Raw genomic sequence first — 23,662 nt, 5'->3', positions numbered from 1 at the left:
TCTAAGGCGGCGACAGCGTTCGAACGATCGCGCCCGGAACTCTACCCCACGAACTGCCGCGCCAGGATCAGCGTCGCCGCACCAGCCAAAAACATCGCCATCAGCCCGCCGCGCAGCGAAACCATGGCGGTGACAACCAATGCCGCCCATTCCGTCGGTCCGGCATTCAACAGTTCCGGCGCCACCAATGTCGTCAGCACCGCCGCCGGCACCGCGTTGAGGCCGGCCTCGACGCGCGGATGGATATTGTCGAAGCGCGAGATGACCAGATGCCCGCCGATCCGCGTAAGATATGTGGCGATTGAGCCGGCGATGATGATCCAGAACGTCGTGCTCATGGCCGTGCCTTCACGCCTGAGTGGTGCGGCGGCAGGATGACGGCCAGCAGCACGCCGGCGATGGCGCCGATCGAGACGTGCCAGGGCGAACCTACCGTCTTGTAGGCGACAATCGAGGCGCAAGCACTGGCGACGACCACCGGCAGCCACAACGGCCGCTTGCGGAAGCCCATCACCAGGCCAAGGAAATAGATCGGCAGCAGAAAATCGATGCCCAGCGCATGCGTGTCGGGGATAAGCTTGCCGAACACCGCGCCGAGCGCGCTTTCGATCACCCAGAATACATAGACCGGCAGGCCGAGCCCGAGATACCAGGCGAAGCCGACCGTCTCGCCGGACTGCGCCCTCGCCTCGGCGACGGCGAATTGCGGATCGGTGAGGATGAAGAAGCCGAGCGCTTGGCTGACCACGGGCCAGTGCGCTATGCGCCGGCCAATACCGGCGGAATAGAGCACATGGCGAAAATTGACGGCGAAGATCGACAGCACGACCAGCCACGGCGCGACATGCTGGCCGAACAGCTCGATGCCGACCATCTGGCTGGCGCCGCCGAAGATCAGCGCACTCATCAGGAAGGCTTCGAACACCGAGAAGCCATTGTCGACGGCCAGCGCCCCGAACAGCACCGCGAACGGCGCCGACGCCACCACAACGGGCATGGAAAGCCGCACGCCTTGCCAGAAATCGCTCTTTGCGCCGTGCCCGGAGATTGCGTCCGACACCATTGATAACTCCCAGGAGAATGGCCTGATCTAGGTAGCGTGGCCCACCTTGTCACACGAATTCGGTTGAGCCCAACAATCAGCGGAAATGATTGCGAGGACCAATCCTAGCCCTGCGCCACCTTGCCCTCTATCGCCCTGCCCCAGTCGAGCAGCGGCTTGGCGCGCATGGTGAAATCGACCAGCTCGTCGACCAGCGCCGCCGTGTGGATCCCCGCCGGATCGATGACATGCTGGACGTAGAAATGACGGTTGCGGATGGCCTCGGCCAGATCGGAATCGCCGACATGCTCGAAGCCCCGCGGCGTGCGCTTCATGCGGCCCTCCGTCTCGAATTCCAGACCGTTCTTCTTCAAGGCGCCCACCAGGGCGCGGAACCTGTCCGGCCTTGCCGCGATGGCCTTGCGCATGGCGAGCAACAGTTCCGGGGCGGGCTGCCACCAGGCAATGTCGGCGAAGCAGCGTTCCAGCCCAACGTGGACATAGAACACGCCCTGCTCCATCTTGGTGCCGTCGGGCGACAGGATCGCCGACAGATGCCGGTTGTAAGGCCGCTTGTCCTTGGCGAAGCGCACGTCCCGGTTGATCCGGAACAGTGATTTCTTGCGGTCGCCCTTGAGGCCGAGCCCGGCCTCGCCGAAACGGCGTGTGAGCGTCTCCACCAGATCGCCCAGCGGATCGCGCAATTCCTGTTCGAACAGGTCGCGATTCTCTACGAACCACTCGCGACTCTGGTGGAAATCAAGTGCCTTCAGGAACGGAATAGCCTTTTGGCCGAACCCCTTGAATTCGCCTGACATCATGCCTTGCCGATCCGCTGCAGCCACGCGTCCTCGTCTATGACCTCGATGCCGAGTTCACTGGCAAGCTTGAGTTTCGAGCCGGCGCCGGGCCCCGCCACTACCAGATCGGTCTTGGCCGAAACCGAGCCCGCCACCTTGGCGCCCAGCCGTTCGGCCATCGCCTTGGCTTCGGAACGCGTCATCTTTTCCAGCGAGCCCGTGAACACGACGGTCTTGCCCGCGACCACGCTGTCGGCCGAGACGGTGACGACATACGGCTTCGGCCTGACCTGTTTAAGCAACGCCTCAAGCACGTCGTCATTGCGCTCATTGCCGAAGAAATCGGCCAGCGCGTTGATCACCGTATCGCCGATGCCGTTGATCGACGGGAACACACTATGCGGATCGTCAGCCGCCGCGGTCTCCTTGCCGACGCGGATCAGTTCCTCGATTGTCGAAAACGTCCGGGCAAGCACGGCCGCCGTCGTTTCGCCGATATGGCGGATCCCAAGCGCAAAGATGAAGCGGTCGAGCTCGGGTTCGCGGCGCGAATCGATCGCCGCAAAGAGCTTGTCCAACCCTTCATAGTTGCGGTCCTCGACGCTGCGCACGTTCTTGCGCGTCTTGCCCGACGCCGCCTCGCGCTGCCTCGCCTGCTCCTCGCGCCGCTCGGCCAGCGCCTTGGTGACGGCGGGACGCCGATCCCTGAGCGTGAAGATGTCGGCGGCCGTCTTGACCAGGCCCGCATTGAAGAACAGGTCGATGTTTTCCGCGCCTAGTCCCTCGATATCCATGGCCCCGCGCGACACGAAGTGGCGCAGCCCTTCCACGGCTTGCGCGGGGCAGATCAGTTCGCCCGTGCAACGCCTGCGGGAATCCTCCTTGCCGGTCTTCTCGTTGATTTCGCGCGTCGCCGGCGAGCCGCAGATCGGGCAAGTATGTGGGAATTCGTAAGGCACGGCATCCGGCGGACGCTTGTCGACGACGACACTGACGATCTGCGGGATGACATCCCCTGCCCGCTGGATCACCACGGTGTCGCCGATGCGCACGTCGATGCCGTCGCGGATCGGCTGGCCGTTGCTGTCGAAACCCTTGATATAGTCTTCGTTGTGCAGCGTGACGTTCTCGACCACGACGCCCCCGACTGTCACTGGCGCAAGCCTCGCCACCGGCGCCAGCGTGCCGGTGCGCCCGACCTGGATGTCGATCTTCTGCACGGTCGTCATCGCTTGTTCGGCCGGAAATTTGTGCGCGATGGCCCAGCGCGGTTCGCCGGTGACAAAGCCCCACCGGCGCTGCAACTCCAGCTGGTCGACCTTGTAGACGACGCCGTCGATGTCGTAGCCCAAGGAAGAACGCTGTTCCTCGATGCGGTGATAATGCGCGATCAGTTCGCCGACCGACCTCGCCCGCACCATCAGCGGGCTGACTTTGAAGCCCCATTCCGCGAATTTCTGCACCGAATCGTATTGTGTCGGAGCGGGGTCGGCTGTCGTGTAGCCCCAGGCATAGGCAAAGAATTTGAGGTTCCGGCTGGCGGTGACCGATGGATCCTTCTGGCGCAGCGACCCAGCCGCCGTATTGCGCGGATTGACATAGTCCTGGCCGCCGGCGGCCGCTGAGCGCTGCTTCAGCGCCTCGAATTCGGCATAGGTCATGTAGACCTCGCCGCGTATCTCGATGATTTCGGGCCAGCCCGAGCCTTTCAGCCTGCCGGGAATATCGGCGATGGTCCTCAGATTGGCGGTGATGTCTTCGCCGACAGCGCCATCGCCGCGCGTTGCGCCCTGCACGAACACGCCGTTCTCGTAACGTAGCGAGGCCGACAGGCCGTCGATCTTCGGTTCGGCCGTGAAGGCGATGTCGAGATCCTTGTCGCGGTCGAAGAAGCGCCGGCCGCGTTCGATGAAATCGGCGACGTCCTCGTCGGTATAGGCCTTGGCGAGGCTGAGCATGGGCACGGCATGACGCACCTTGGCAAAGCCTTCCGCCGGCGCGGCACCGACCCTGCGCGATGGCGAATCCTCGCGCACCAGGGCGGGAAAGCGCTGCTCGATGGCGAGGTTGCGCCGGGTCAGCGCATCATAGGCGGCGTCGGTGATAACAGGCGCGTCCTCGGTATGGTAGCGGCGGTCGTGCTCCGCGATCTCCTGCGCCAGGCGCTTCAGCTCCGCTTCGGCTTCGCTCTCACTGAGTGAATCGACTGGTCTTTCAGACATCGCACGGCTTCCCTGACCAATGCACGCCGCCCAAAATATGGTGCGATTTTGGGGCAACGACATGCGCAAAACAATAACCAAGGCGCGGCGCACTTTGGTTGGGCGCCACTATAAATCAGGATTTGGCAGGAGGGAGCCGGCCTGCGAAAAAATCATTCCTGAACAGCAGGATGCAGCCATATCCTGACTCGCCTTCACGGGAAACGAGCTTTCAGGCAGCCGCCGTATTCTCCCGCAGCAATCTTTCGGCGGCCGCGCGCGCTTCGTCGGTGATGGTGGCGCCGGCCAGCATGCGCGCGATCTCTTCCTGGCGCGCCGCCCGGTCCATTTCGGCGATACCGGTCGCGACCTTGTCGGTGCTGCCGGATTTGGAGATCAGGAAGTGCGTCGCCGCGCGGGCCGCCACCTGCGGCGCATGAGTGACCGAGAGCACCTGCACGCGCCTGGACAATCTTGCCAGCCGCTGGCCGATGGCATCCGCGACGGCGCCGCCCACCCCTGTGTCGATTTCATCGAAGACCAGCGTTGGCGCCGAGCCCCGGTCGGCCAGCGCCACCTTCAGCGCCAGCAGGAAGCGCGAAAGCTCGCCGCCGGAAGCAACCTTCATCATCGGCCCGGGCCGGGTGCCGGGATTGGTGCGCACCCAGAACTCGATCTGGTCGATGCCCTCTTCCATGCGGCTCTCGGCCTCGCTCTTCATCTCGACGATGAAGGCGGCGCGTTCGAGCTTAAGCGCCGGCAGTTCGGCCATCACCGCCTTGGTCAGCCCGACCGTCGCGGCATGGCGAAGCGAGGACAACTGCGCGGCGGCGATATCATAGGCTTCGCGCGCTGCGGCCGCCTGCTTTTCCAGCCCATGAAGGCGCTCCTCGCCGGCATCGAGATCGGCAAGATCGGCAACCATCGTGTCGCGCAATTGCGCCAAATCATCGACGGCAACGCTGTGCTTGCGCGATGCCGCGCGCAGCGAAAACAATCGCTCTTCCGCCTTTTCCAGCCGCTGTGGATCATATTCGGTGGCGCGCAAAGCCGCCTCGACACCCGACTGCGCCGCGTCGAGCGACAGCATCGCCTCATCCAGCGACTTGACCACTTCGTCGAGCAGCCCGGGGGCCTCGCCGGCCTTGCGCTGCAACCGCCTGAGCAGGCTGGCCAGTTGCGGCAAGGGCGAGGATGGACCCGAAAGCACGTCCTGCGCGTCGTGGATTTCGGAGGCGATCTTCTCGGCCCGCATCATGTGGGCGCGCAAGTCGGCAAGCTCCGTCTCCTCACCCGGCTGCGGATCGAGCTTGGTCAGCTCCGTGACCGCTGCGCGCAGGTAGTCCGCTTCGCGCGCCGCCGCCGCCACCTTGGCACGATGGCGCGAAAGCTCCTGCTCGCAGGCACGCCAGTGCCGCCAGGCCTCGCCCGTCGACCGGACGGCGCCGAGATGGCCGCCGAAGGCGTCGAGCACGTCGCGGTGCGCGCCGGGATCGACAAGGGCGCGTTCGTCATGCTGGCCGTGGATCTCGACCAGCGCGCGGCCGACTTCGCGCATCAGCGTCACACTGGACGGCTGGTCGTTGACGAAGACGCGGGTGCGGCCGTCTGCCGTCTGCAAGCGGCGCAGGATGATGTCGCCGTCGTCCTCGATGGCGTTCTCGGCGAGCAGCGCGCGCACCGGATGGTTGGGCGGCACGTCGAACACGGCAATCACCTGGCCCTGTGCCGCGCCGTGGCGCACCAGGGAAGCGTCACCGCGAGCCCCAAGCGCCAAGGACAGAGCGTCGAGCAGGATGGATTTTCCGGCGCCGGTCTCGCCCGTCAGCACCGAGAGACCGGGCTGGAAGTCGATATCCAGCTTCTCGATCAGGACGATATCGCGGATCGACAGCCTGGAAAGCATCGTTACGCCTGCATCAGGCGCCGGTGATCAGTTTCCCGGCCTTGGATATCCAAGAGCCGGCATTCTCGCGCGGCGCAAGCCCGTTGCTCTGCAGGAGCTTGTAGGAATCCTTGTACCATGGGCTGTCGGGATAATTGGTGCCGAGAACGGCGGCGGCGGTCTGCGCCTCCGAAGTCAGGCCCATCGCATAATAGCTCTCGGTCAGGCGCGCCAGCGCCTCCTCGACGTGGCGGGTGTTGGAATAATTCTCGACCACATTGCGGAAGCGCTTGACCGCGGCGATGTATTCGCGGCGTTCGAGATAATAGCGGCCGATCTGCATCTCCTTGCCGGCGAGCTGGTCGTTGGCGAAGCGGATCTTTTCCTTGGCGTCATCGACATATTCTGAATTAGGCCAGCGCGTCACGAGATCCTGCATGGTCTGCACGGTCTGGCGCGCTTCCTTCTGATCCTGCGTCACGTCCTTGATCTGGCGGTAGTAGCTAAGGCCGATGATGTACTGCGCATAAGCCGCGTCATCCGTTGACGGATACAGCGTCAGATAACGCTTGGCCGACGAGATCGCTTCGTCGTAGCTGCCCTTGCGATAGTCGGCGAACGCGCCCATCACCATCGATTTGCGGGCCCACTCCGAATAAGGATGCTGGCGGTCGACCGCGTCGAACTTCTTGCTCGCCTCGTCGAGGCGTCCGGCATTCAGATTGGCGAGCCCTTGGTTGTAGAGAACGTCGGCCGGTTCGGTCTGATCGACATAGGTCGAGAGGTCGATATCTTTTTCCGACGACATGCAAGCAGACAGGAAGAGCGATGGAACAACCACCGAAAGCGCCAGGAAAACGGACCGCTGCGGCGCTTTCAATTGACCGACTCGCTTGAAGAACATGATTGGACTGCGCCCTTTCGGCGTTATTTCAGTGCCTGTTGCATATCGTTTCCCCAAAACTGGTCCCCACTTCCAGGCGACATGCACTATCGAAGGCAGCAGCCATAAACCATAACCGCCTTGCCCGGCAACGCTATGTCTAGGCAATCGAACATTTTTGTGGCGGCCGGGCCGCGCCGGAGCATCCCTGCGATTTCGCCGGCAAATGATGCATTCATGCAACACCAGCGAGCTGCGATGGTATCCGGAAAGTGGCGGCGACTCAGATCATCCAGGGCGCATAGAGAGGCGCGTTGACGGCGCTCATCTCGGCCGCACGGCCGCGCTCGCGGCGGGTCGTTTCGACGATCTCGAACGCGGTACGGTCCGACAGCACGCGCCGCAAGGCGGCCGCATTCAGCCTATGGCCGCCACGATAGGAGCGGAAGCAGCCGATGAAGCGGGCCCCGGCCAGTGCCAGGTCGCCCATGGCGTCCAGCGTCTTATGGCGTACGAACTCGTTGGGGTAGCGCAAGCCGCCCATGTTGATGACGCGGTTGTCGTCACCGATGACCAGCGAATTCTCAAGCGAGGATCCCAGCGCATAGCCGGCGGCCCACAGCCGCTCGACGTCCTTCATGAAGCCGAAGGTGCGGGCGCGCGCGATGTCGCGGCGGAAAATGTCCGCATTGATGTCGGACGCGAACAGCTGCCGGCCGATCGCCGGGCTTTCGAAATCGATCTCGACCTCGAAGCGAGTGCCGTCATAGGGCCTGAACTCAGCCCAGGAGGCGCCGTTCTCGATGCGGACCGGCTTGACGATCCGGATGTAGCGCCGCTTGACCGACAGCGTTTCGATGCCGGCCTGGTCTATGGCCTCGACGAACGCCATGGCGCTGCCGTCGAGGATAGGGAGCTCATGGCCGTCGATCTCGATGATGACATTGTCGATGCCGAGCCCGAACAGCGCCGCCATGATGTGCTCGACCGTGGCGATGTGCTCGCCAGAGGGATCACCGAGCATGGTGCACAGGTCGGTTGCGCCGATCTCGGAAAACAGGGCGCGGAACTCGCGACCTTGCCCGTTCTCACTGAAAAGCTGGAAAACGATGCCGGTGTCGGCATCCGCCGGGAGAAAGCTGATGGAAACTTCCTTGCCGCTGTGAACGCCGGTGCCCGTAAGCGACGCGCGCGTCTTCACTGTCGTCTGATAGTCGTGCAAGACAATCCCCATAAGCCCAAAATGCCTAGGTCCGCTTCTCCAGCCCGAGGGGCGCGGCTCTCTTGTAAAAATCGGCAGGCCAGGTCACTTCCCCCGAAATCCCGGCAAACCGACGACGGTAGGCAATGAAGATAATGTCCCGTCAGGGATAGTCCAAATCACGGTTTCTTACTCTTTGTAACCGCAACCGACGTATGGACAGCCTCTTAAGTGCTTGAATTTCCATTCTTTTAAACGTTAACAGGCAAGCAATTCCTTGCTTGCCTGTTAACAATTGTTACAGCCCGTTAACCGCTCAGTTGGCCTGGCGACGCAGGAACGCCGGAATTTCCAGCTGGTCGTCCTCCTGAGTCGCCCTGGCCTGCGGCGTCAGGCGGCCTTGGTCGTCGAGCTGGCCGCGACGAGGCGCGTAGAGCTGCGCGTCCTGGCTTGCCAGACGGCGCACTTCCGGTGCGGCCTGACGCAGCTTGGGCTCGCGCGGCTGCGCCGGCTGCAGGCGTGCAGGCTCTTCCTCGCGGCGCGTCAGGCCGTTGGTCAGACGCTTCAAGAGCCCCATCGGTCCGCTGTTCTCATGGTCGGCCGGGCGGCTCTTGGCGTCGACCTCGGCCTTCACGACAGGCGGAAAGTCCTCGACGCGCGGCATGCGCTGGGGAGCCATCGCGACCGGCTGCTGGACTTCGCGCAGGATCTCGCGCGGCTGAGGCGCCGGCTGCATCTGCTGGACCACGGGCTGCACCATCGGTTGCGGCTGCGCCGGCGGAGCCTGGAAGATCTTGCTCTGCGGACGGAAATCATCCGCATGGGCAATTGGCGCCGGACGGGCTTGTGCCATCGCCGCGGCGTTTGCTTCGGCCAGTTGGATCGCTTCCGCGACCGGATCGGCGGCGCGCGGCTCGAACGCAGCCTGCTGGACCGGCGCGGGGCGGCTTTCCGCCGCGGCAACGGCCGGGCGGGCGGCCGGCTTCTGCGGCGCGGTGCGGATCGAGATCGGCGCGGCGGCGATTTCGGCCGCCGACTTGTCGATGCCGGTGGCGACAACCGAGACGCGGATGACGCCTTCGAGCTCCTCGTCGAAAGTGGCGCCCAGGATGATGTTGGCGTCCTGGTCGACCTCCTCGCGGATGCGGGTCGCCGCTTCGTCGACTTCGAACAGCGTCAGGTCGCGGCCGCCGGTGATCGAGATCAGCAGGCCCTTGGCGCCCTTCATCGAGGTCTCGTCGAGCAGCGGGTTGGCGATCGCGGCTTCCGCGGCCGCCATCGCGCGGCCCTCGCCCGATGCCTCGCCGGTGCCCATCATCGCCTTGCCCATCTCGCGCATCACCGAACGAACGTCGGCGAAGTCGAGATTGATCAGGCCTTCCTTGACCATCAGGTCGGTGATGCAGGCTACACCCGAATAGAGAACCTGGTCAGCCATGGCGAACGCGTCGGCGAAGGTGGTCTTGTCATTGGCCAGCCGGAACAGGTTCTGGTTAGGGATGACGATCAACGTGTCGACGCATTTCTGCAGCTCCTCGATGCCGAAATCCGCCGTCTTCATGCGGCGCTGGCCTTCGAAATGGAACGGCTTGGTGACGACGCCGACAGTGAGGATGCCCTTCTCGCGGGCGGCGCGCGCCACGACCGGCGCCGCTCCCGTGCCCGTGCCGCCGCCCATGCCCGCGGTGACGAAGCACATATGGGTGTTGGACAGGTGATCGATGATCTCGTCGATGCATTCTTCCGCTGCCGCGCGGCCCACTTCAGGCTGGGATCCGGCGCCCAGCCCCTCGGTGACATGCGCGCCGAGCTGGATCAGCCGGTCGGCTTTCGACATGGTCAGCGCCTGCGCGTCGGTGTTGGCGACAACGAACTCGACGCCGCGCAGACCGGCGGTGATCATGTTGTTGACGGCGTTGCCGCCGCCGCCGCCGACGCCGAACACGGTGATGCGTGGCTTAAGCTCGGTGATGTCCGGCTTTTGCAGATTGATGGTCATTGTCTCCGTCCTTTGCCTTTCCTGCCGCTTCGCCGCCGCGGCCACTTATGGGGCTGTCCCCGTCAATTAGAAACTGTCTCTCAACCACTGACTCATGCGATGCAGTTTTCCGCCCGTTCCGGTCATCCTGAGACCGGAAATTCCTTTCGCCGGATGGCTCTCGAAGCTCGCCATCTGCGGATAGATCAACAAGCCGACGGCCGCCGAGAAGGCCGGCCCCTTCGCCGCTTCGGGCAGGCCCGCCACGCCAAGCGGGCGGCCGATGCGCACATTGCGCCCCAGGATGCGGCGCGCCGCTTCCGGCAGGCCGGCAAGCTGGCTGGCGCCGCCGGTCAGCACCACGCGCTTGCCCACCGCATTGCCGTAGCCGGACTTGTTCAGCCGGTCGCGCAAAAGCTCGAGCGTCTCGTCGATGCGGGCACGCACGATGCGCGTCATGACGGAGCGCGGAATCTGGAGCGGCACTTCGCCCTCGTCGCCGATCGGCTGGATCGAGACCAGGTCGCGGTCATCGGCGCTGCCGGGCAACGCCGAACCGTGCATCACCTTCAGCCGTTCGGCGGCATCGAGCGAGGTGGACAGTCCCTTGGCCATGTCCAGCGTGACGTGGTTGCCGCCGATGGCGATGGCGTCGCCATGGACGAACTTGCCTTCCGAAAACACCGAGATCGTCGTCGTGCCGCCGCCCATATCGATGCAGGCGGCGCCCAGTTCCAGTTCGTCGTCGACCAATGCCGCCAGCCCGCTGGCATAGGGCGTCGCCACCATGCGCTCGACCGAAAGATGCGAGCGGTTGATGGAGAGCTCCAGGTTGCGCATCGGAGCGGCGTCGCCGGTCAGCACATGCATGTCGACGCCAAGCGTGTCGCCGACCATGCCGCGCGGATCGCGCACGCCGCGCTCAGCGTCGAGCGAGAAGCCGACCGGGAGCGAATGGACCACCTCGCGCTCGGTCTTCAGCGCCTGCTTGGCGCCGGCACCGAGCACCCGCTTGATGTCGGCCTCGTCGGCCTCATGGCCGCCGAGATTGATGGTTGCCGAGAAAGCTTCGCTCTTCAGCCGGCCGGCGGTCATGTTCACGATCAGCGAATCGACCGTCAGCCCGGCCATGCGCTCGGCGGCGTCGACGGAGAGACGAATGGCATGTTCGGCACGATCGAGATCGATGACGACGCCCGATTTGACGCCCTGCGACTTCTGATGGCCGATGCCGATCACCTGGATGCGGTGCGAGCGTCCGCGCAGCAGCTTGCCGTCATCGCACGGCTTCAGCTTCGCCACCATGCAGCAGACCTTGTTCGAACCGACATCCAGTACCGTCAAGGTGCCGGAGCGGCGCGACGAGGCATCGCCTGAACCGCCAAGCCAGCTCATATCTTCGTCTCCGGCTTGCGCTTCAGCATTTTCGGCTTCTCGTTGAGCGCGGCTTCGCGCTGGGTCGCCGCCTCCGGCGTCAGTTGCACGACCAGCCGGTCGGACAGCCGCATGTCGACGGCAGCGATGTCGCGCGACAACAGCCCCTTGTCATGGTCCATGCCGACGAGTTCGGCGAGTGCCTGATCCTCGCCATCCTCGGGAAGCTTGACAGTGATGCCGTTGTCGAGCTTCAGGTCCCAGCGCCGATCGCCGACACGGACATAGCCCCTGATGCGGGTCGCGAGATCCGGGTATTTTTCGATCTTCGCCAGGAATTCCGGCGCCTTGGCCGGCGCGCCGGCTCCGATCAGCAATGGCAGCAGCACCTGCTTGCCACCCGAGAACGGCGCGATAACGGCACCGTCTTTTTCGATGACGGAGAGATCGCTGCCCTGCTGCCAAAGTGCGAACGCCTGACGCTCCTCGACGCGCACCTCCAACGTGTGCGGATAGACCTTGCGCACCGCGGCGACCTCGATCCAGGGCAAGGTGGCGATGCGTTCCCGCGCCGCCTCGGCATCGAAGCCGATCAGCGACGTCCAGCCATCGAGCTCGAGCCTGTCGAGAATATCGATCTCGGACGTCTGGCGATTGCCGACCACCTTGACCTGGTCGACGGCAAAGCCGGTCCGGGCAGTGATGCTCTGGACGATGCCGTCGGCATGACCGCCGAGATAGGCGCCATAGGCGCCGCTCGAAGCAATGAGCACTGCCGACATGATCGCGGCGGAGAAGCGCGGCGCCTGGAATTCGCCCTCGCCCAGACGCGCCAGGATACGCACCGGGCGGCGAAGCACGCGCGGCAGCACGAAATGGTCGAACGACAATGGCAGGCTGAACAGCGCCGGCCCGGCCACGCCCTTCCCCTTGCCCTGCCCCCATTTCAACGCAGACACGAAGCGTCCTCCACCATCCAACTCAACAGATCGCCGAACGAATGCCCTGCCTGGGCGGCGATTTCAGGCACCAGAGACGTCGGCGTCATGCCCGGCTGGGTATTGACCTCGAGCCATACAACCTCGCCATTTTCGGAGTGACGATCGTCATAACGGAAGTCCGACCGGGAAACGCCCCGACAGCCGACAGCTTGGTGAGCCTTGAGCGCCAGTGTCTGTATTTTTTGGTAAATATTCGGTGAAACTTTTGCGGGGCATTCGTGTTTTGATCCGCCCGCGACATATTTTGAATCGTAGTCATAGAACGAATGGCCCGTCGGGATGATCTCGCAGACGCCAAGCGCCACGTCGCCCATGACGGCACAGGTCAGCTCGCGCCCATGGATGTAACGCTCGACCATGACGGTATCGCCATATTTCCACTCGGACGAGCCGATGACCTGCGGCGGATGCGACTGCCCCTCATGCACGATCACGACGCCGAAGCTCGACCCCTCATTGACCGGCTTCACCACATAAGGCGGCTTCATCGGATGGTTGTTCTGAATGGCGAAGCGATTGGCGACCTTCGATTCGGCGACGGGGACACCGGCCAATTTCACGACTTTCTTCGACTGCTCCTTGTTCATCGCAAGCGCCGAGGCGAGCACGCCGGAATGGGTGTAGGGAATGCCGAGATATTCGAGAATGCCCTGAATGGTGCCGTCCTCGCCAAAAGGACCATGCAGCGCATTGAAGGCGACATCGGGCCTGAGATCGGCAAGCACGGAGCCGACGTCGCGCCCGACATCGACGCGCGTGACTTGATAGCCTTCCGTCTCAAGCACATCGGCACAGGCCTTCCCCGAAGACAGGGACACGGGCCGCTCGGACGAGAAACCACCCAGCAGGACGGCCACATGCTTGTTTTTCATTCCCCGTCATCCCCTCTCACGGCGGATCAAAAACCAAGATTTCCGCAACATTGAGTCCGAGTCTCCCGGCAGGTTGCCCCCCAGACGGAAAACGCGGGAAACGCGTCGAACGACTCAAATCAGGAAACGCTTTGGAGCAGAGAATCAGAGAGTTGATTCACTGGCAAGTGCTTATGATTCCGGGAGATTCACTTTCTGAGAAAATGGATGCGAAAACCGCGCTGTTGAGTCTTTGGAGCAACGGTCGCGCGGTCGTTCCGGACCGGTTGAAGTTCATGCGTCACATGAACTTCAACCGCGGCTAGAGCAGCTGTCCAAGAAACTCCTGCACGGCGTGTCCGGGGCGGAAGTCCCCGATGCGCTTGATCTCCCAGTGCAGCCGGATGCCGGAATGTTCGAGCACCCGCGTGCGCACCGTTTCGCCGAGATATTCGAGTTCGTAGCCGGTCGCTGTCCCGGTGTTGATCATGAAATTGCAGTGCATGGGCGACATCTGCGCGCCGCCGATCAGCAGGCCGCGGCACCCGGCCTTGTCGATCTCTTTCCAGGCTGAGGTGCCTTCAGGATTCTTGAAGGTCGAGCCACCGGTCTTCTCGCGGATCGGCTGCACCGTCTCGCGATGGTTCTGCACCGCGTCCATCGCCGCCTTGATCACTGCCTTGTCCTCGGCAAAGCCCTCGAAAATCGCCGAGGTGAAGATCAGCCCGGACGGTGCCGACGAGTGCCGGTAGGCATAGCCCATATCGGCATTGCTCAGCGTCTGGACGTTGCCTTTGCGGTCGAGCGCACGCACCTCGACGACGCGCTCGCGCGTCTCGACGCCATTGGCGCCGGCGTTCATCCTCAGCGCCCCGCCGATGGCGCCCGGTATGCCGTGGTAGAAATGGAAGCCGCCGATGCCGGCTTCCAGCGCCACCGCGGCGATGCGCTTGTCGGGCGTGGCCGCGCCAGCCTTGATCGATGTCGGCGAAACAATTTCGGTTTCACCGAACCCCTTGGCCGACAGCCTTATGACGAAACCCGGAATACCCCCATCGCGCACAAGCAAGTTCGAGCCGACGCCGACTATGGTCAGCGGTATCTCTTCGGGAACCGCTTTCAGGAAAGCAGCGAGATCCGCCTCGTCCGCTGGCTGAAAGAGCGCCTCGGCCAGTCCTCCGGCGCGGAACCAGGTGATCTTGTCCATCTCGGCATTCGGCGTGATGCGGCCGCGCAGGCCGGCAAGCCGGCCGCCAAGTCTGTCGATCAGCGCCTGGCCCTGCATCATGAGACGGCCAGCTCCTTGGGCAGCGCATAGGCCCATTGCGTGATGTTGCCGGCGCCGAGGAAGACGACGAAGTCGCCGGGCCTGGCCAGATCACGGACAACAGGCGCTATTGCTTCCGGACCCTCGATGTAGCGCGCGTCGCGATGGCCCCCGGCGCGGATGCGCGACACCAGCGCATCCGAGGTCACGCCTTCGATCGGCTCCTCGCCGGCGGCGTAGACCGGCGCCACCATCACCGTGTCGGCGTCGTTGAAGCAGGCGGAGAACTCATTGAACAGATCATGCAGCCGGGTAAAACGGTGCGGCTGGGCAATGGCGATGACGCGGCCCTTGGTGGCGCTGCGCGCGGCTTTCAGCACCGCAGCGATCTCGACCGGATGGTGGCCGTAATCGTCGAACACTTCGACGCCATTCCAGGAGCCGGTTTGGGTGAAGCGACGCTTGACGCCGGCGAAGGACGACAGGCCTTTCTTGATCGCCTCGGCCGACAGACCGAGCTCATGCGCCACCGCGATCGCCGCCGTCGCATTGGAAACGTTGTGGCGGCCGGGCATCGGCAGGCGCAGATCCGATATCGTCGTCTGGCCGCGTCCCTTGCGGTCGCGGATCACCACGTCGAATTCCGAGGTCGCGCCGGCCATGCGATGGTTGGTGAAGCGCACGTCGGCCTGCGCGTTCTCGCCATAGGTGATGACGCGGCGATCCTCGATTCGGCCGACCAGCGCCTGCACCTCCGGGTGGTCGGTGCACATGACGCCGAAGCCGTAGAACGGCACGTTCTCGACGAACTGGCGGAAGGCTTCGCGCACCTTCTCGAAACTGCCGTAGTGATCGAGATGTTCGGGATCGATATTGGTGACGACGGCGATATCGGCCGGCAGCTTGAGGAAGGTCCCGTCGCTCTCGTCGGCTTCGACCACCATCCACTCGCCGTCCCCCATGCGCGCATTGGTGCCATAGGCGTTGATGATGCCGCCATTGATGACGGTCGGGTCGAGCCCGCCGGCTTCGAGCAGCGTCGCTACCATCGAGGTCGTCGTCGTCTTGCCGTGCGTGCCGCCGATCGCCACTGCCTGGCGGAAGCGCATCAGTTCGGCCAGCATTTCGGCGCGGCGCACGATCGGCAGCAATTTCTCCCGTGCCGCCTTCAGTTCGGGGTTGGATTTCTTGATAGCCGTCGAGACAACCACCACTTCGGCATCGCCGAGGTTTTCTTCCCTGTGGCCGACAAAGCATTCGATCCCCTTGTCGCGCAGCCGCTGCACATTGGCGCTGTCGGCCTGGTCGGATCCCTGCACCTTGTAGCCGAGATTGTGCAGCACTTCGGCGATGCCACTCATGCCGATGCCGCCAATGCCGATGAAATGCACGAGGCCTATGGTCTGCGGCATCTTCATGCGTGCGTTCCCTTCTTAAAATCCGAAACGGTTTTGCGGGACGCAATAGCCTCTGTGAGATCGGCGAGCAACCGTGCGGCGTCCGGTTTGCCGACCGACTTCGCCGCCGCAGCCATTGCCGTGAGCCGTTCGGGCTCGGCCATCAGGGCGCCGATCAGCGCCGCGATGCGCTCGGGCGAAAGTGAGGATTGCGGTTCCACTTCGCCACCGCCGGCGGCCGCAAGAGCGGCTGCGTTCGCGGCCTGGTCGTGATCGAGCGCATAGGGATAGGGCACCAGCAGCGCCGGCCGCCCGATGACCGCGATTTCCGAGACGGTCGACGCGCCGGAGCGCGACATCACCAACTGTGCGGCCGCTATACGCGCCGCCATGTCGCTGAAGAAGGGCGAGACCTCGACACCGACGCCAAGCGCTGCATAGGCCGCCTTCACCCGCCCGACATCATCGGCCCGAGCCTGCTGCGTGATCACCAGCCGCTTGCGGAGTGCGTCGGGGAGCAAGGCGACGGCCGCCGGCACCGCATCGGAGAAGAACTGCGCGCCCTGGCTGCCGCCGAACACCAGCAGGCGGAAGGGATCATCTCCGGCCGAGGCGACGTAGGCGGTCTTTGCGGCTTCGAGCACCTGTGGGCGAACCGGATTGCCTGTCGTCACCGTCTTGGCGCCGACGGCGCTTTCGTCTTGGGGCAGGAAGCCACCGGCAATCGCATCGACGCGGCTGGCCAGCGCCCGGTTGGCGCGTCCCATCACCGCGTTCTGCTCGTGGATCAGCGTCGGCACCTTGCGCCGCGTCGCGGCGTAGAGCGGCGGCAAGGTCGGATAGCCGCCAAAGCCGACCACGGTGTCGGGCTTGATCCTGCCGATGATGGCGGACGCCTGGCGCACGCCGCGCCAGATTTTCCAGAAAGCGCCAAGCAGGGCAACAGGATTTTTGGAGCCCAGCGTCGCGGACTGGATCGGGTGGATGGCGGCGGCCGGGAAGTGGCCGGCAAAGCGCTCAGCGCGGTCGTCGGTCGCCAGATGCACCGTCCAGCCACGCGCGTTCAACTCATGCGCCAGTGCCTCGGCCGGAAACAGATGTCCGCCGGTTCCGCCCGCCGAGAGAAGGATAACGCCTCTGGCCATGTCACTCCGCCGGCATGGCGCGCTGTGGCAAGGCAAAGCCCACCTGCTTGCGCTTTTCCGGTCGCTTGCGCGTCAGCGCCAGCACCATTCCCATCGAGATGGCGATGGCAATCTGCGAAGAGCCGCCATAGGAGATGAACGGCAGCGTCATGCCCTTGGCCGGCACCAGCTGCAGGTTGACGCACATGTTGATGACTGCCTGCAGGCCGAACACGGTGACGAGGCCGCCGACCGCATAGCGGGTGAAATCGTCATGCTCCTTCAGCGCCGTGTTGAGGCCGCGCAGCACGATGAAGGCGAAGATGGACATGATGAAGAAACACATGATCAATCCGAATTCCTCGCCCGCGACCGAAAAGACGAAATCGGCATGGCTGTCGGGGATGACCCGCTTGACGGTGCCCTCGCCCGGCCCGACGCCGAACCAGCCGCCATTGATCAATGCGTCGCGGCCCATATCGACCTGGAACGTGTCGCCTTCGCCAGTGAGGAACTTGTCGATACGCAGGGCGACGTGCGGAAATACCGTATAGGCGGCAAAGACGCCGCCGACGCCGGCCGCTCCGAGCACGACGATCCACAGCCATGGCAGCCCCGCCATGAAGAACATGATGCCCCAGGTGCCGGTCGTCAGCATGGTCTGGCCGAGGTCCGGCTGCGCCACCAGCAGCGATACGACCAGTACCAAGAGCAACATGGCGAAGAGATTGCCCGGAATGTCGGGCTGGCGCTTGTGTTCGGCGAACAGCCAGGCGCACATGATGACAAAGGCGGGTTTCAAAAACTCCGAGGGCTGGATCGACAGGCCGGCAAGCGACACCCAGCGCCGCGCGCCTTTCACCTCGACGCCGATGTAGAGCACCGCCACCATCAGCACCAGCATCAGGCACAGCATGATCAGCGCCATGCGCCGGATTTCTCTGGAATCGAGGAAGGACACCGCCAGCATCACGCCGAGCGCCGGCACGGTGAAGATGATCTGCCTGGTCGCGAAATGGAAACTGTCGAGGCCGATGCGTTCGGCGACCGCGGGACTTGCGGCGAAGGACAAAACTATGCCCAGCCCCATCAGCGACAGGAACGCCGCCAGGAACCAGCGATCGATGGTCCACCACCAGGTCGCAACCGGGCTTTTGTCGAGACGGCTCTGCATTATCGTGCCCCTCCGATGGGTTTGACGCCCTCGATAGCATTCGCAGCTTGCCTGAAGGCTTCGCCGCGGACCTCGAAATTCTTAAATTGGTCGAAACTGGCGCAGGCCGGCGACAACAGCACCACCGCCTCGCCGCCATCGTCCTTGGCCGCATCATGCGCGGCATGCTCGACCGCGGCTGCAAGCGTGCCCGATATCTCATACGGCACCGCCTCGCCCAGCGTCGCCGAAAAGGCCGGCGCTGCCTCGCCGATCAGATAGGCCTTGGCGATACGCGGGAAGAAGCCGCGCAGCGGCTCGATGCCGCCTTCCTTGGGCAGGCCGCCGGCGATCCAGTAGATGCGTGAAAAGCTCGACAGGGCGGGTGCCGCCGCATCGGCGTTGGTCGCCTTGGAATCGTTGACGAACAGCACGTGGTCCTTGCGGCCGACCTGCTCCATGCGATGCGCCAGGCCCGGAAAGCTTTCCAGTCCGGACTGGATCTCGCCGAGGTCGAGCCCGACCTTGAGGCAGGCGGCCACCGCGGCAAGCGCGTTTTGCGCATTGTGCTGCCCGCGCAGCGAGCCGATGCCTTCGAGGAAGGCGACCCGGCTGTAGCGGCCATGCACCGCTTCCATCAAATTGGTGCCATCGGCGAAATAGCCGTCGGTCAGCGGCAGCCGCTTCGAAATGCGGATGACGTGCCGCCCCGCCCGCTCCAGCCGTTCGGCAATCTGCGCACACCAGGAATCGTCGATGCCGACGATCGCGGTCTCGCTGCCGGCAACCAGCCGCTCCTTGATCGAAGCGTAATGCTGCATGGTGCCGTGACGGTCGAGGTGATCCGGCGTCAAATTGAGCAGGATGCCGGCCGTCGGATTGATCGATGGTGCGAGGTCGATCTGGTAGGACGAGCATTCGACGACATAGTGCCGGTCGGGTTGCGGCGGATCGAGTGTCATCACGGCGCGGCCGATATTGCCGCCCATCTGCGTATCGCGGCCGGAAGCCTTCAATATATGCGCCGTCAGCGCCGTGGTCGTCGACTTGCCGTTGGTGCCGGTGATGGCGATGAACGGGGCGGCTGGCGCGCCGAGCGTCCGCTCGCGGCAGAAAAGCTCGACGTCGCCGATGATCTCGACACCCGAACCGCGCGCCAGTTCCACCGTCCAGTGCGGTTTGGGATGCGTCAGCGGCACGCCGGGCGACAGCACGAAAGCGGAGAACGTCGCCCAGTCGGCTGTGTGCAGGTCGCCGGTTGCAATCCCGGCGGCTGCCGCCTTGGCGACACTGTCGGGATTGTCGTCCCAGGCCAGAACCTCAGCCCCGCCCTCGATCAGCGCGTGCGCGGTCGCGATCCCCGAGCCGCCGAGCCCGAAGAGCGAAACACGCTTGCCTGCGAAGGATGCGGCGGGAATCACGGGGCGCGCCTATCTGAGCTTGAGGGTGGAAAGGCCGACCAGCGCCAGGATGACGGCGATGATCCAGAAGCGGATCACCACCTGGCTTTCGGTCCAGCCGAGCTTTTCGAAGTGGTGATGGATCGGCGCCATTAGGAACACACGCTTGCCGGTCATCTTGAAGTAGCCGACCTGGATGATGACGGACAGGATCTCGACCACGAACAGCCCGCCGACGATGACCAGCACGATCTCGTGCTTGGTGGCGACCGCAACGGTGCCGATCAGCCCGCCCATGGCCAGCGAGCCGGTGTCGCCCATGAAGATCGCCGCCGGCGGCGCGTTGAACCAGAGAAAGCCGAGGCCGGCGCCGATGACCGCGCCTAGCACAACAGCCAGTTCGCCGGTGCCGGGCACGAAATGGATCTGCAGATACTCGGCGAACACCGCATTGCCGGAGAGATAGGCAATGACGCCGAAGGACGCCGCCGCGATCATGATCGGTACGATCGCCAGGCCATCCAGGCCGTCGGTGAGGTTCACCGCATTGCCCGCCCCCACGATGACGAAGCAGGAGAACGGGACGAAGAACCAGCCGAGATTAATCAGGAATTCCTTGGCGAAGGGGAATGTCAGCGACGAGGAGAACGGCGCCTGGCCATTATGCATGATCGCCCAGGCGGCGATGCCGGCGATGACGAATTCGAGCGCCAGCCGTGCTTTGCCGGAAAAGCCGAGATGCGACTGCTTCGTCACCTTCAGATAGTCGTCGTAGAAGCCGATCGAGCCGAAGCCCAGCGTCACCAGCAACACCACCCAGACATAGATGCTCGACAGGTTCGCCCATAGCAACGATGAGCCGATGATGCCGGACAGGATCATCAGGCCGCCCATGGTCGGCGTGCCGGCCTTCTTGAAATGGGTCTGCGGCCCGTCGGCGCGGATCGGCTGACCCTTGCCCTGGCGCAACCTGAGCGAATTTATGATGGTCGGCCCGAAGATGAAGACGATCAGCGCCGAGGTGATCAGCGCCCCGCCCGTGCGGAAAGTGATGTAGCGGAAGACATTGAAGACCGAGATCTTGTCCGCGAAATCGACGAGCAGTGTGAACATGCGCTTTTCGTCCCCGACTTGACCCTAGGTCTGTTTGCCGATTGTCGTTTCAGCCGGGAACTTGCCCAGCAACGCATCGACCAGCTTTGCAAAGCCGATGCCCTTCGACGATTTGATCATCACCACGTCGCCTGGCTTCAGTGCGGCAAACAGAACCGGCTTCAATTCCTCGACGTTGGCGCGGTATTCTGTCCTGATCTCGCCCGGCAGCGCTTCCGCCAGCGCCCGCATCTCCGGACCGCCGAGAAAGACGGTCTGCGTGCCGGTGCCGACGATGAGACCGGCAAGTGCAGCATGCAGCTTGGCCGAATACTCGCCGAGCTCCAGCATATCGCCCAGCACGGCGATGCGGCGGCCTTCGCCCGTCACCGGCGTCGCGTTGAGCAGCGCCATGGCGGCCGCCATCGAGGCGGGGTTGGCGTTGTAGCTTTCGTCGATCAGCGTGATCGGTCCACCGGGGTGGCTTGAAGTCGGGCCACCGGGATGGCTCGAAGTCGAGCCACCGGGATGACGCAGCACATAGCGTTTGCCGCGGCCGCGCTCGGCCGAGAGATCGGCCAGCGCCAGGGCAACCTTGTCGAGATCGGCGCCGACCAGACGGGCCGCGCCGAGGACCGCCAGAATGTTCTGCACCATGTGGCGGCCGGGCGCGCCGATGCGAGCCGTCACCTCGTGACCGCCGATCCTGGCGGCAATGTCGGAATGATCGGCATGGACTTCGCATTTGACCAGTCTGAAGGTTGAGCGCGCGTTCTCGCCGAACCCATAGACATGCTCGACGCCGGCGGCGTGCGCCATCTTGTCGAGAAGCTTGAAACGCGCGTCGTCGCGGTTGAGGATCGCCGCGCCGCCGGGTTCCAGCCCTTCGAAAATCTCGGCCTTCGCCTTGGCGATCTCGTCCAGATTGCGGAAGAAGCCGAGATGCGCCGCCGCGATCATGGTGACGATGGCGACATGCGGCCTTACCATCTTGACCAGCGGCCTGATCTCGTCGGGATGGTTCATGCCGATCTCGAACACGGCATAGTCGCAATCGGCCGGCATTCGCGCCAAGGTGAGCGGCACGCCCCAATGGTTGTTGAACGACTGCGCCGAGGCATGCACCTTGCCGACCGCCGACAGCACGTGGCGCAGCGCTTCCTTGGTGGTCGTCTTGCCCGCCGAACCGGTCACCGCGATGATCTTGGCCTGGGAACGGTCACGCGATGCGACACCGAGCTTTTCCAGTGCCACCAGCACGTCCTCGACGACGATCATCGGCGCCGTCAGCCGGCCAAGCGACGGCAGCTTGCCTTCGGCCACGACCAGCACCCCGGCTCCGGCCTTGATGGCGGCGGTCGCGAAATCATGGCCGTCCATCGCCTCGCCCTTGATGGCGAAGAAGGCGTCGCCCGGCTGAAGGCTGCGGCTGTCGATCGAAATGCCCGATATGCCGTCCGGCATCGGCCCGATCGGTCGTCCGTCCATGGCGGCGACCAGCGTCTCGGATGTCCACAGCAAATTCATGCGGCACGCTCCAGCAGCGCGGCACGGACTTCTTCGTGGTCGGAGAAATGCAGGGTCTCGGTGCCGATCGTCTGGCCTTCCTCATGACCCTTGCCGGCCACGATCAGCGTGTCCCCGGCATGCAACATGGCGACGGCCTCGTGGATCGCCGCGCGCCGGTCACCGATCTCGATCGCGCCGGGAGCGGCGGCAAGGATCGCGGCCCGGATCGTCTCCGGCACTTCCGAGCGAGGATTGTCGTCGGTGACGATGACGACGTCGGCGAGCCGCGTCGCGATCTCGCCCATGATCGGCCGCTTACCGCGATCGCGGTCGCCGCCGCAGCCGAACACGACGATGACCCGGCCGGTGGTGAACGGGCGCACCGAGGCAAGCACGTTTTCCAGCGCGTCCGGCTTATGCGCATAATCGACATAGACCGGCGCGCCGTTGGCAGTCGTCCCGACAAGGTCGAGCCGGCCGGGTGCGCCCTTGAGTTTCTCCAACGCCTTCAAGGCTTTGGCGACTGGCGTTCCCGTGGAGATGGCAAGCCCGGCCGAAACCAGCGCGTTGGCTATCTGGAAATCGCCGGCCAGCGGCAGGTCGATCTCGTAGAGCATCCCGTCGGCCTCGACCTCGGCACGCTGGCGGTGGCGCTCATGCTCGACCCGTTTCAGCGTCAGGAAATCGCCGTGGCGGCCGACCGTCAGCACGTCGAGCCTTGCGGCCTTCGCCGCCTGGATGGTTGGCGCCGACCACGGATCGTCGGCGAAGATCACGGCCGGCGCGCCCTTCGGCAGCAGCGCATCAAACAGACGCAGCTTGGCCCGGTGATAGTCCTCGACCGTCGGATGGTAGTCCATGTGGTCGCGGCCGAGATTGGTGAAGCCGCCGGCGGCCAGCCTGACGCCGTCGAGACGGCGCTGGTCGAGACCATGGCTGGAGGCCTCCATGGAGGCATGGGTGACGCCGGCGTCCGCCAGTTCAAGCAACAGCTGATGCAAGGCGACGGGATCTGGCGTCGTCAGCGAGCCATAATCGTTGCGGCCCGGCGCCACCACGCCGGTGGTGCCGATCGAGGCCGCGGCAAAGCCGGCCTGCTCCCAGATCTGCCTGACGAAAGCGGCGACCGAGGTCTTGCCGCTGGTGCCGGTGACGGCCACCATCGTCTGCGGCTGTTTGCCGAAATAACGGGCCGCGCTCAGGGCCAGCGCCAGGCGCGGGTCATCGACGGTCAACACGGGGACCGGCAGTTCCCCAAGGGCGCTGTCCTTGCCCGCGACGATCGCGGCAGCCCCTCGTGCGGCGGCCTCCGCGGCATAGACGGCGCCATCCGCCTTGCTTCCAGCGAGCGCGAAAAAGACGACGCCGGGTTTAACCTGGCGGGAATCCGAAGAGATGCCGGTAACCTCCAGATCGACGGAAGCTGTTCCTTCGACTGGCAGGATACCGGTTAGATTTTTGAGCTTCATCGAGTTCCGTTCACCGCAACAAAATAGCGCGCAGT

At 64.2% G+C, this 23,662-nt stretch carries 19 protein-coding genes; all 19 read right to left on the bottom strand.

Features of this window, described 5'->3' with window-relative positions:
* Positions 1–41: 41 nt before the first annotated feature.
* The gene (locus tag LB547_RS00455) at positions 42–338 is read right to left on the bottom strand and encodes an AzlD family protein (RefSeq protein ID WP_140761205.1); all 297 of its coding nucleotides are present in this window, start codon (positions 336–338) and stop codon (positions 42–44) included.
* The gene (locus tag LB547_RS00450; RefSeq protein ID WP_140761209.1) at positions 335–1,063 is read right to left on the bottom strand and encodes an AzlC family ABC transporter permease; all 729 of its coding nucleotides are present in this window, start codon (positions 1,061–1,063) and stop codon (positions 335–337) included. Before LB547_RS00450 ends, LB547_RS00455 begins: the two co-directional genes overlap by 4 nt.
* 104 nt (positions 1,064–1,167) lie before the next feature.
* Entirely contained in the window at positions 1,168–1,860 is a 693-nt protein-coding gene (locus LB547_RS00445; protein WP_140521269.1) for a DUF2461 domain-containing protein, read from the bottom strand.
* Entirely contained in the window at positions 1,860–4,064 is a 2,205-nt protein-coding gene (ligA, locus tag LB547_RS00440; RefSeq protein ID WP_140559528.1) for an NAD-dependent DNA ligase LigA, read from the bottom strand. The genes LB547_RS00445 and ligA overlap by 1 nt, the downstream gene beginning before the upstream one ends.
* A gap of 211 nt (positions 4,065–4,275) precedes the next feature.
* The gene (gene recN / locus LB547_RS00435; protein WP_140761212.1) at positions 4,276–5,949 is read right to left on the bottom strand and encodes a DNA repair protein RecN; all 1,674 of its coding nucleotides are present in this window, start codon (positions 5,947–5,949) and stop codon (positions 4,276–4,278) included.
* A 13-nt stretch (positions 5,950–5,962) separates the two neighbouring features.
* Positions 5,963–6,832 (bottom strand): outer membrane protein assembly factor BamD, encoded by an 870-nt coding sequence (locus LB547_RS00430; protein ID WP_140495233.1) that lies wholly within the window; start codon positions 6,830–6,832, stop codon positions 5,963–5,965.
* Positions 6,833–7,094: 262 nt separating this feature from the next.
* Positions 7,095–8,045 (bottom strand): UDP-3-O-acyl-N-acetylglucosamine deacetylase, encoded by a 951-nt coding sequence (lpxC, locus tag LB547_RS00425; RefSeq protein WP_140761215.1) that lies wholly within the window; start codon positions 8,043–8,045, stop codon positions 7,095–7,097.
* Positions 8,046–8,328: 283 nt separating this feature from the next.
* Entirely contained in the window at positions 8,329–10,011 is a 1,683-nt protein-coding gene (ftsZ, locus tag LB547_RS00420) for a cell division protein FtsZ (protein ID WP_140495229.1), read from the bottom strand.
* A 66-nt stretch (positions 10,012–10,077) separates the two neighbouring features.
* Positions 10,078–11,385 carry a cell division protein FtsA gene (gene ftsA / locus LB547_RS00415; RefSeq protein WP_140553117.1) on the bottom strand — a complete coding sequence of 436 codons (1,308 nt, stop codon included), beginning with the start codon at positions 11,383–11,385 and terminating at the stop codon, positions 10,078–10,080.
* Positions 11,382–12,323, bottom strand: a complete 942-nt coding sequence (locus tag LB547_RS00410; RefSeq protein ID WP_140495225.1) for a cell division protein FtsQ/DivIB — start codon at positions 12,321–12,323, stop codon at positions 11,382–11,384. The genes ftsA and LB547_RS00410 overlap by 4 nt, the downstream gene beginning before the upstream one ends.
* Positions 12,311–13,237, bottom strand: coding sequence for a D-alanine--D-alanine ligase (locus LB547_RS00405; RefSeq protein ID WP_140495223.1), 927 nt, complete (start codon positions 13,235–13,237; stop codon positions 12,311–12,313). Before LB547_RS00405 ends, LB547_RS00410 begins: the two co-directional genes overlap by 13 nt.
* A gap of 301 nt (positions 13,238–13,538) precedes the next feature.
* The gene (murB, locus tag LB547_RS00400; protein ID WP_140495221.1) at positions 13,539–14,504 is read right to left on the bottom strand and encodes a UDP-N-acetylmuramate dehydrogenase; all 966 of its coding nucleotides are present in this window, start codon (positions 14,502–14,504) and stop codon (positions 13,539–13,541) included.
* The gene (gene murC, locus LB547_RS00395) at positions 14,501–15,901 is read right to left on the bottom strand and encodes a UDP-N-acetylmuramate--L-alanine ligase (protein WP_140495219.1); all 1,401 of its coding nucleotides are present in this window, start codon (positions 15,899–15,901) and stop codon (positions 14,501–14,503) included. Before murC ends, murB begins: the two co-directional genes overlap by 4 nt.
* Entirely contained in the window at positions 15,898–17,025 is a 1,128-nt protein-coding gene (gene murG, locus LB547_RS00390) for an undecaprenyldiphospho-muramoylpentapeptide beta-N-acetylglucosaminyltransferase (protein ID WP_140559522.1), read from the bottom strand. The genes murC and murG overlap by 4 nt, the downstream gene beginning before the upstream one ends.
* 1 nt (position 17,026) lies before the next feature.
* Positions 17,027–18,178 (bottom strand): putative lipid II flippase FtsW, encoded by a 1,152-nt coding sequence (gene ftsW, locus LB547_RS00385; protein ID WP_140516599.1) that lies wholly within the window; start codon positions 18,176–18,178, stop codon positions 17,027–17,029.
* Positions 18,178–19,578 (bottom strand): UDP-N-acetylmuramoyl-L-alanine--D-glutamate ligase, encoded by a 1,401-nt coding sequence (gene murD, locus LB547_RS00380; protein WP_140495213.1) that lies wholly within the window; start codon positions 19,576–19,578, stop codon positions 18,178–18,180. The genes ftsW and murD overlap by 1 nt, the downstream gene beginning before the upstream one ends.
* A 9-nt stretch (positions 19,579–19,587) precedes the next feature.
* Positions 19,588–20,670, bottom strand: coding sequence for a phospho-N-acetylmuramoyl-pentapeptide-transferase (gene mraY / locus LB547_RS00375; protein WP_140495211.1), 1,083 nt, complete (start codon positions 20,668–20,670; stop codon positions 19,588–19,590).
* A 24-nt stretch (positions 20,671–20,694) separates the two neighbouring features.
* On the bottom strand, positions 20,695–22,176 hold the full coding sequence (locus LB547_RS00370; RefSeq protein ID WP_140495209.1) for a UDP-N-acetylmuramoylalanyl-D-glutamyl-2,6-diaminopimelate--D-alanyl-D-alanine ligase: 1,482 nt from the start codon (positions 22,174–22,176) through the stop codon (positions 20,695–20,697).
* The gene (locus tag LB547_RS00365; protein ID WP_140630911.1) at positions 22,173–23,627 is read right to left on the bottom strand and encodes a UDP-N-acetylmuramoyl-L-alanyl-D-glutamate--2,6-diaminopimelate ligase; all 1,455 of its coding nucleotides are present in this window, start codon (positions 23,625–23,627) and stop codon (positions 22,173–22,175) included. Before LB547_RS00365 ends, LB547_RS00370 begins: the two co-directional genes overlap by 4 nt.
* Between the last annotated feature and the right edge of the window lie 35 nt (positions 23,628–23,662).

This window comes from Mesorhizobium sp. B264B1B, from assembly GCF_020165765.1.
Taxonomy (GTDB): Bacteria; Pseudomonadota; Alphaproteobacteria; order Rhizobiales; family Rhizobiaceae; genus Mesorhizobium.
This window is presented reverse-complemented; position numbering and strand designations above follow the sequence as displayed.

What these genes read in the sequence shown, in the direction of transcription:
- LB547_RS00455 (WP_140761205.1), bottom strand. Translation starts at nt 338, where the DNA reads ATGAGCACGACGTTCTGGATCATCATCGCCGGCTCAATCGCCACATAT.
- LB547_RS00450 (WP_140761209.1), bottom strand. Translation starts at nt 1,063, where the DNA reads ATGGTGTCGGACGCAATCTCCGGGCACGGCGCAAAGAGCGATTTCTGG.
- LB547_RS00445 (WP_140521269.1), bottom strand. Translation starts at nt 1,860, where the DNA reads ATGTCAGGCGAATTCAAGGGGTTCGGCCAAAAGGCTATTCCGTTCCTG.
- ligA (WP_140559528.1), bottom strand. Translation starts at nt 4,064, where the DNA reads ATGTCTGAAAGACCAGTCGATTCACTCAGTGAGAGCGAAGCCGAAGCG.
- recN (WP_140761212.1), bottom strand. Translation starts at nt 5,949, where the DNA reads ATGCTTTCCAGGCTGTCGATCCGCGATATCGTCCTGATCGAGAAGCTG.
- LB547_RS00430 (WP_140495233.1), bottom strand. Translation starts at nt 6,832, where the DNA reads ATGTTCTTCAAGCGAGTCGGTCAATTGAAAGCGCCGCAGCGGTCCGTT.
- lpxC (WP_140761215.1), bottom strand. Translation starts at nt 8,045, where the DNA reads ATGGGGATTGTCTTGCACGACTATCAGACGACAGTGAAGACGCGCGCG.
- ftsZ (WP_140495229.1), bottom strand. Translation starts at nt 10,011, where the DNA reads ATGACCATCAATCTGCAAAAGCCGGACATCACCGAGCTTAAGCCACGC.
- ftsA (WP_140553117.1), bottom strand. Translation starts at nt 11,385, where the DNA reads ATGAGCTGGCTTGGCGGTTCAGGCGATGCCTCGTCGCGCCGCTCCGGC.
- LB547_RS00405 (WP_140495223.1), bottom strand. Translation starts at nt 13,237, where the DNA reads ATGAAAAACAAGCATGTGGCCGTCCTGCTGGGTGGTTTCTCGTCCGAG.
- murB (WP_140495221.1), bottom strand. Translation starts at nt 14,504, where the DNA reads ATGATGCAGGGCCAGGCGCTGATCGACAGACTTGGCGGCCGGCTTGCC.
- murC (WP_140495219.1), bottom strand. Translation starts at nt 15,901, where the DNA reads ATGAAGATGCCGCAGACCATAGGCCTCGTGCATTTCATCGGCATTGGC.
- murG (WP_140559522.1), bottom strand. Translation starts at nt 17,025, where the DNA reads ATGGCCAGAGGCGTTATCCTTCTCTCGGCGGGCGGAACCGGCGGACAT.
- ftsW (WP_140516599.1), bottom strand. Translation starts at nt 18,178, where the DNA reads ATGCAGAGCCGTCTCGACAAAAGCCCGGTTGCGACCTGGTGGTGGACC.
- mraY (WP_140495211.1), bottom strand. Translation starts at nt 20,670, where the DNA reads ATGTTCACACTGCTCGTCGATTTCGCGGACAAGATCTCGGTCTTCAAT.
- LB547_RS00370 (WP_140495209.1), bottom strand. Translation starts at nt 22,176, where the DNA reads ATGAATTTGCTGTGGACATCCGAGACGCTGGTCGCCGCCATGGACGGA.
- LB547_RS00365 (WP_140630911.1), bottom strand. Translation starts at nt 23,627, where the DNA reads ATGAAGCTCAAAAATCTAACCGGTATCCTGCCAGTCGAAGGAACAGCT.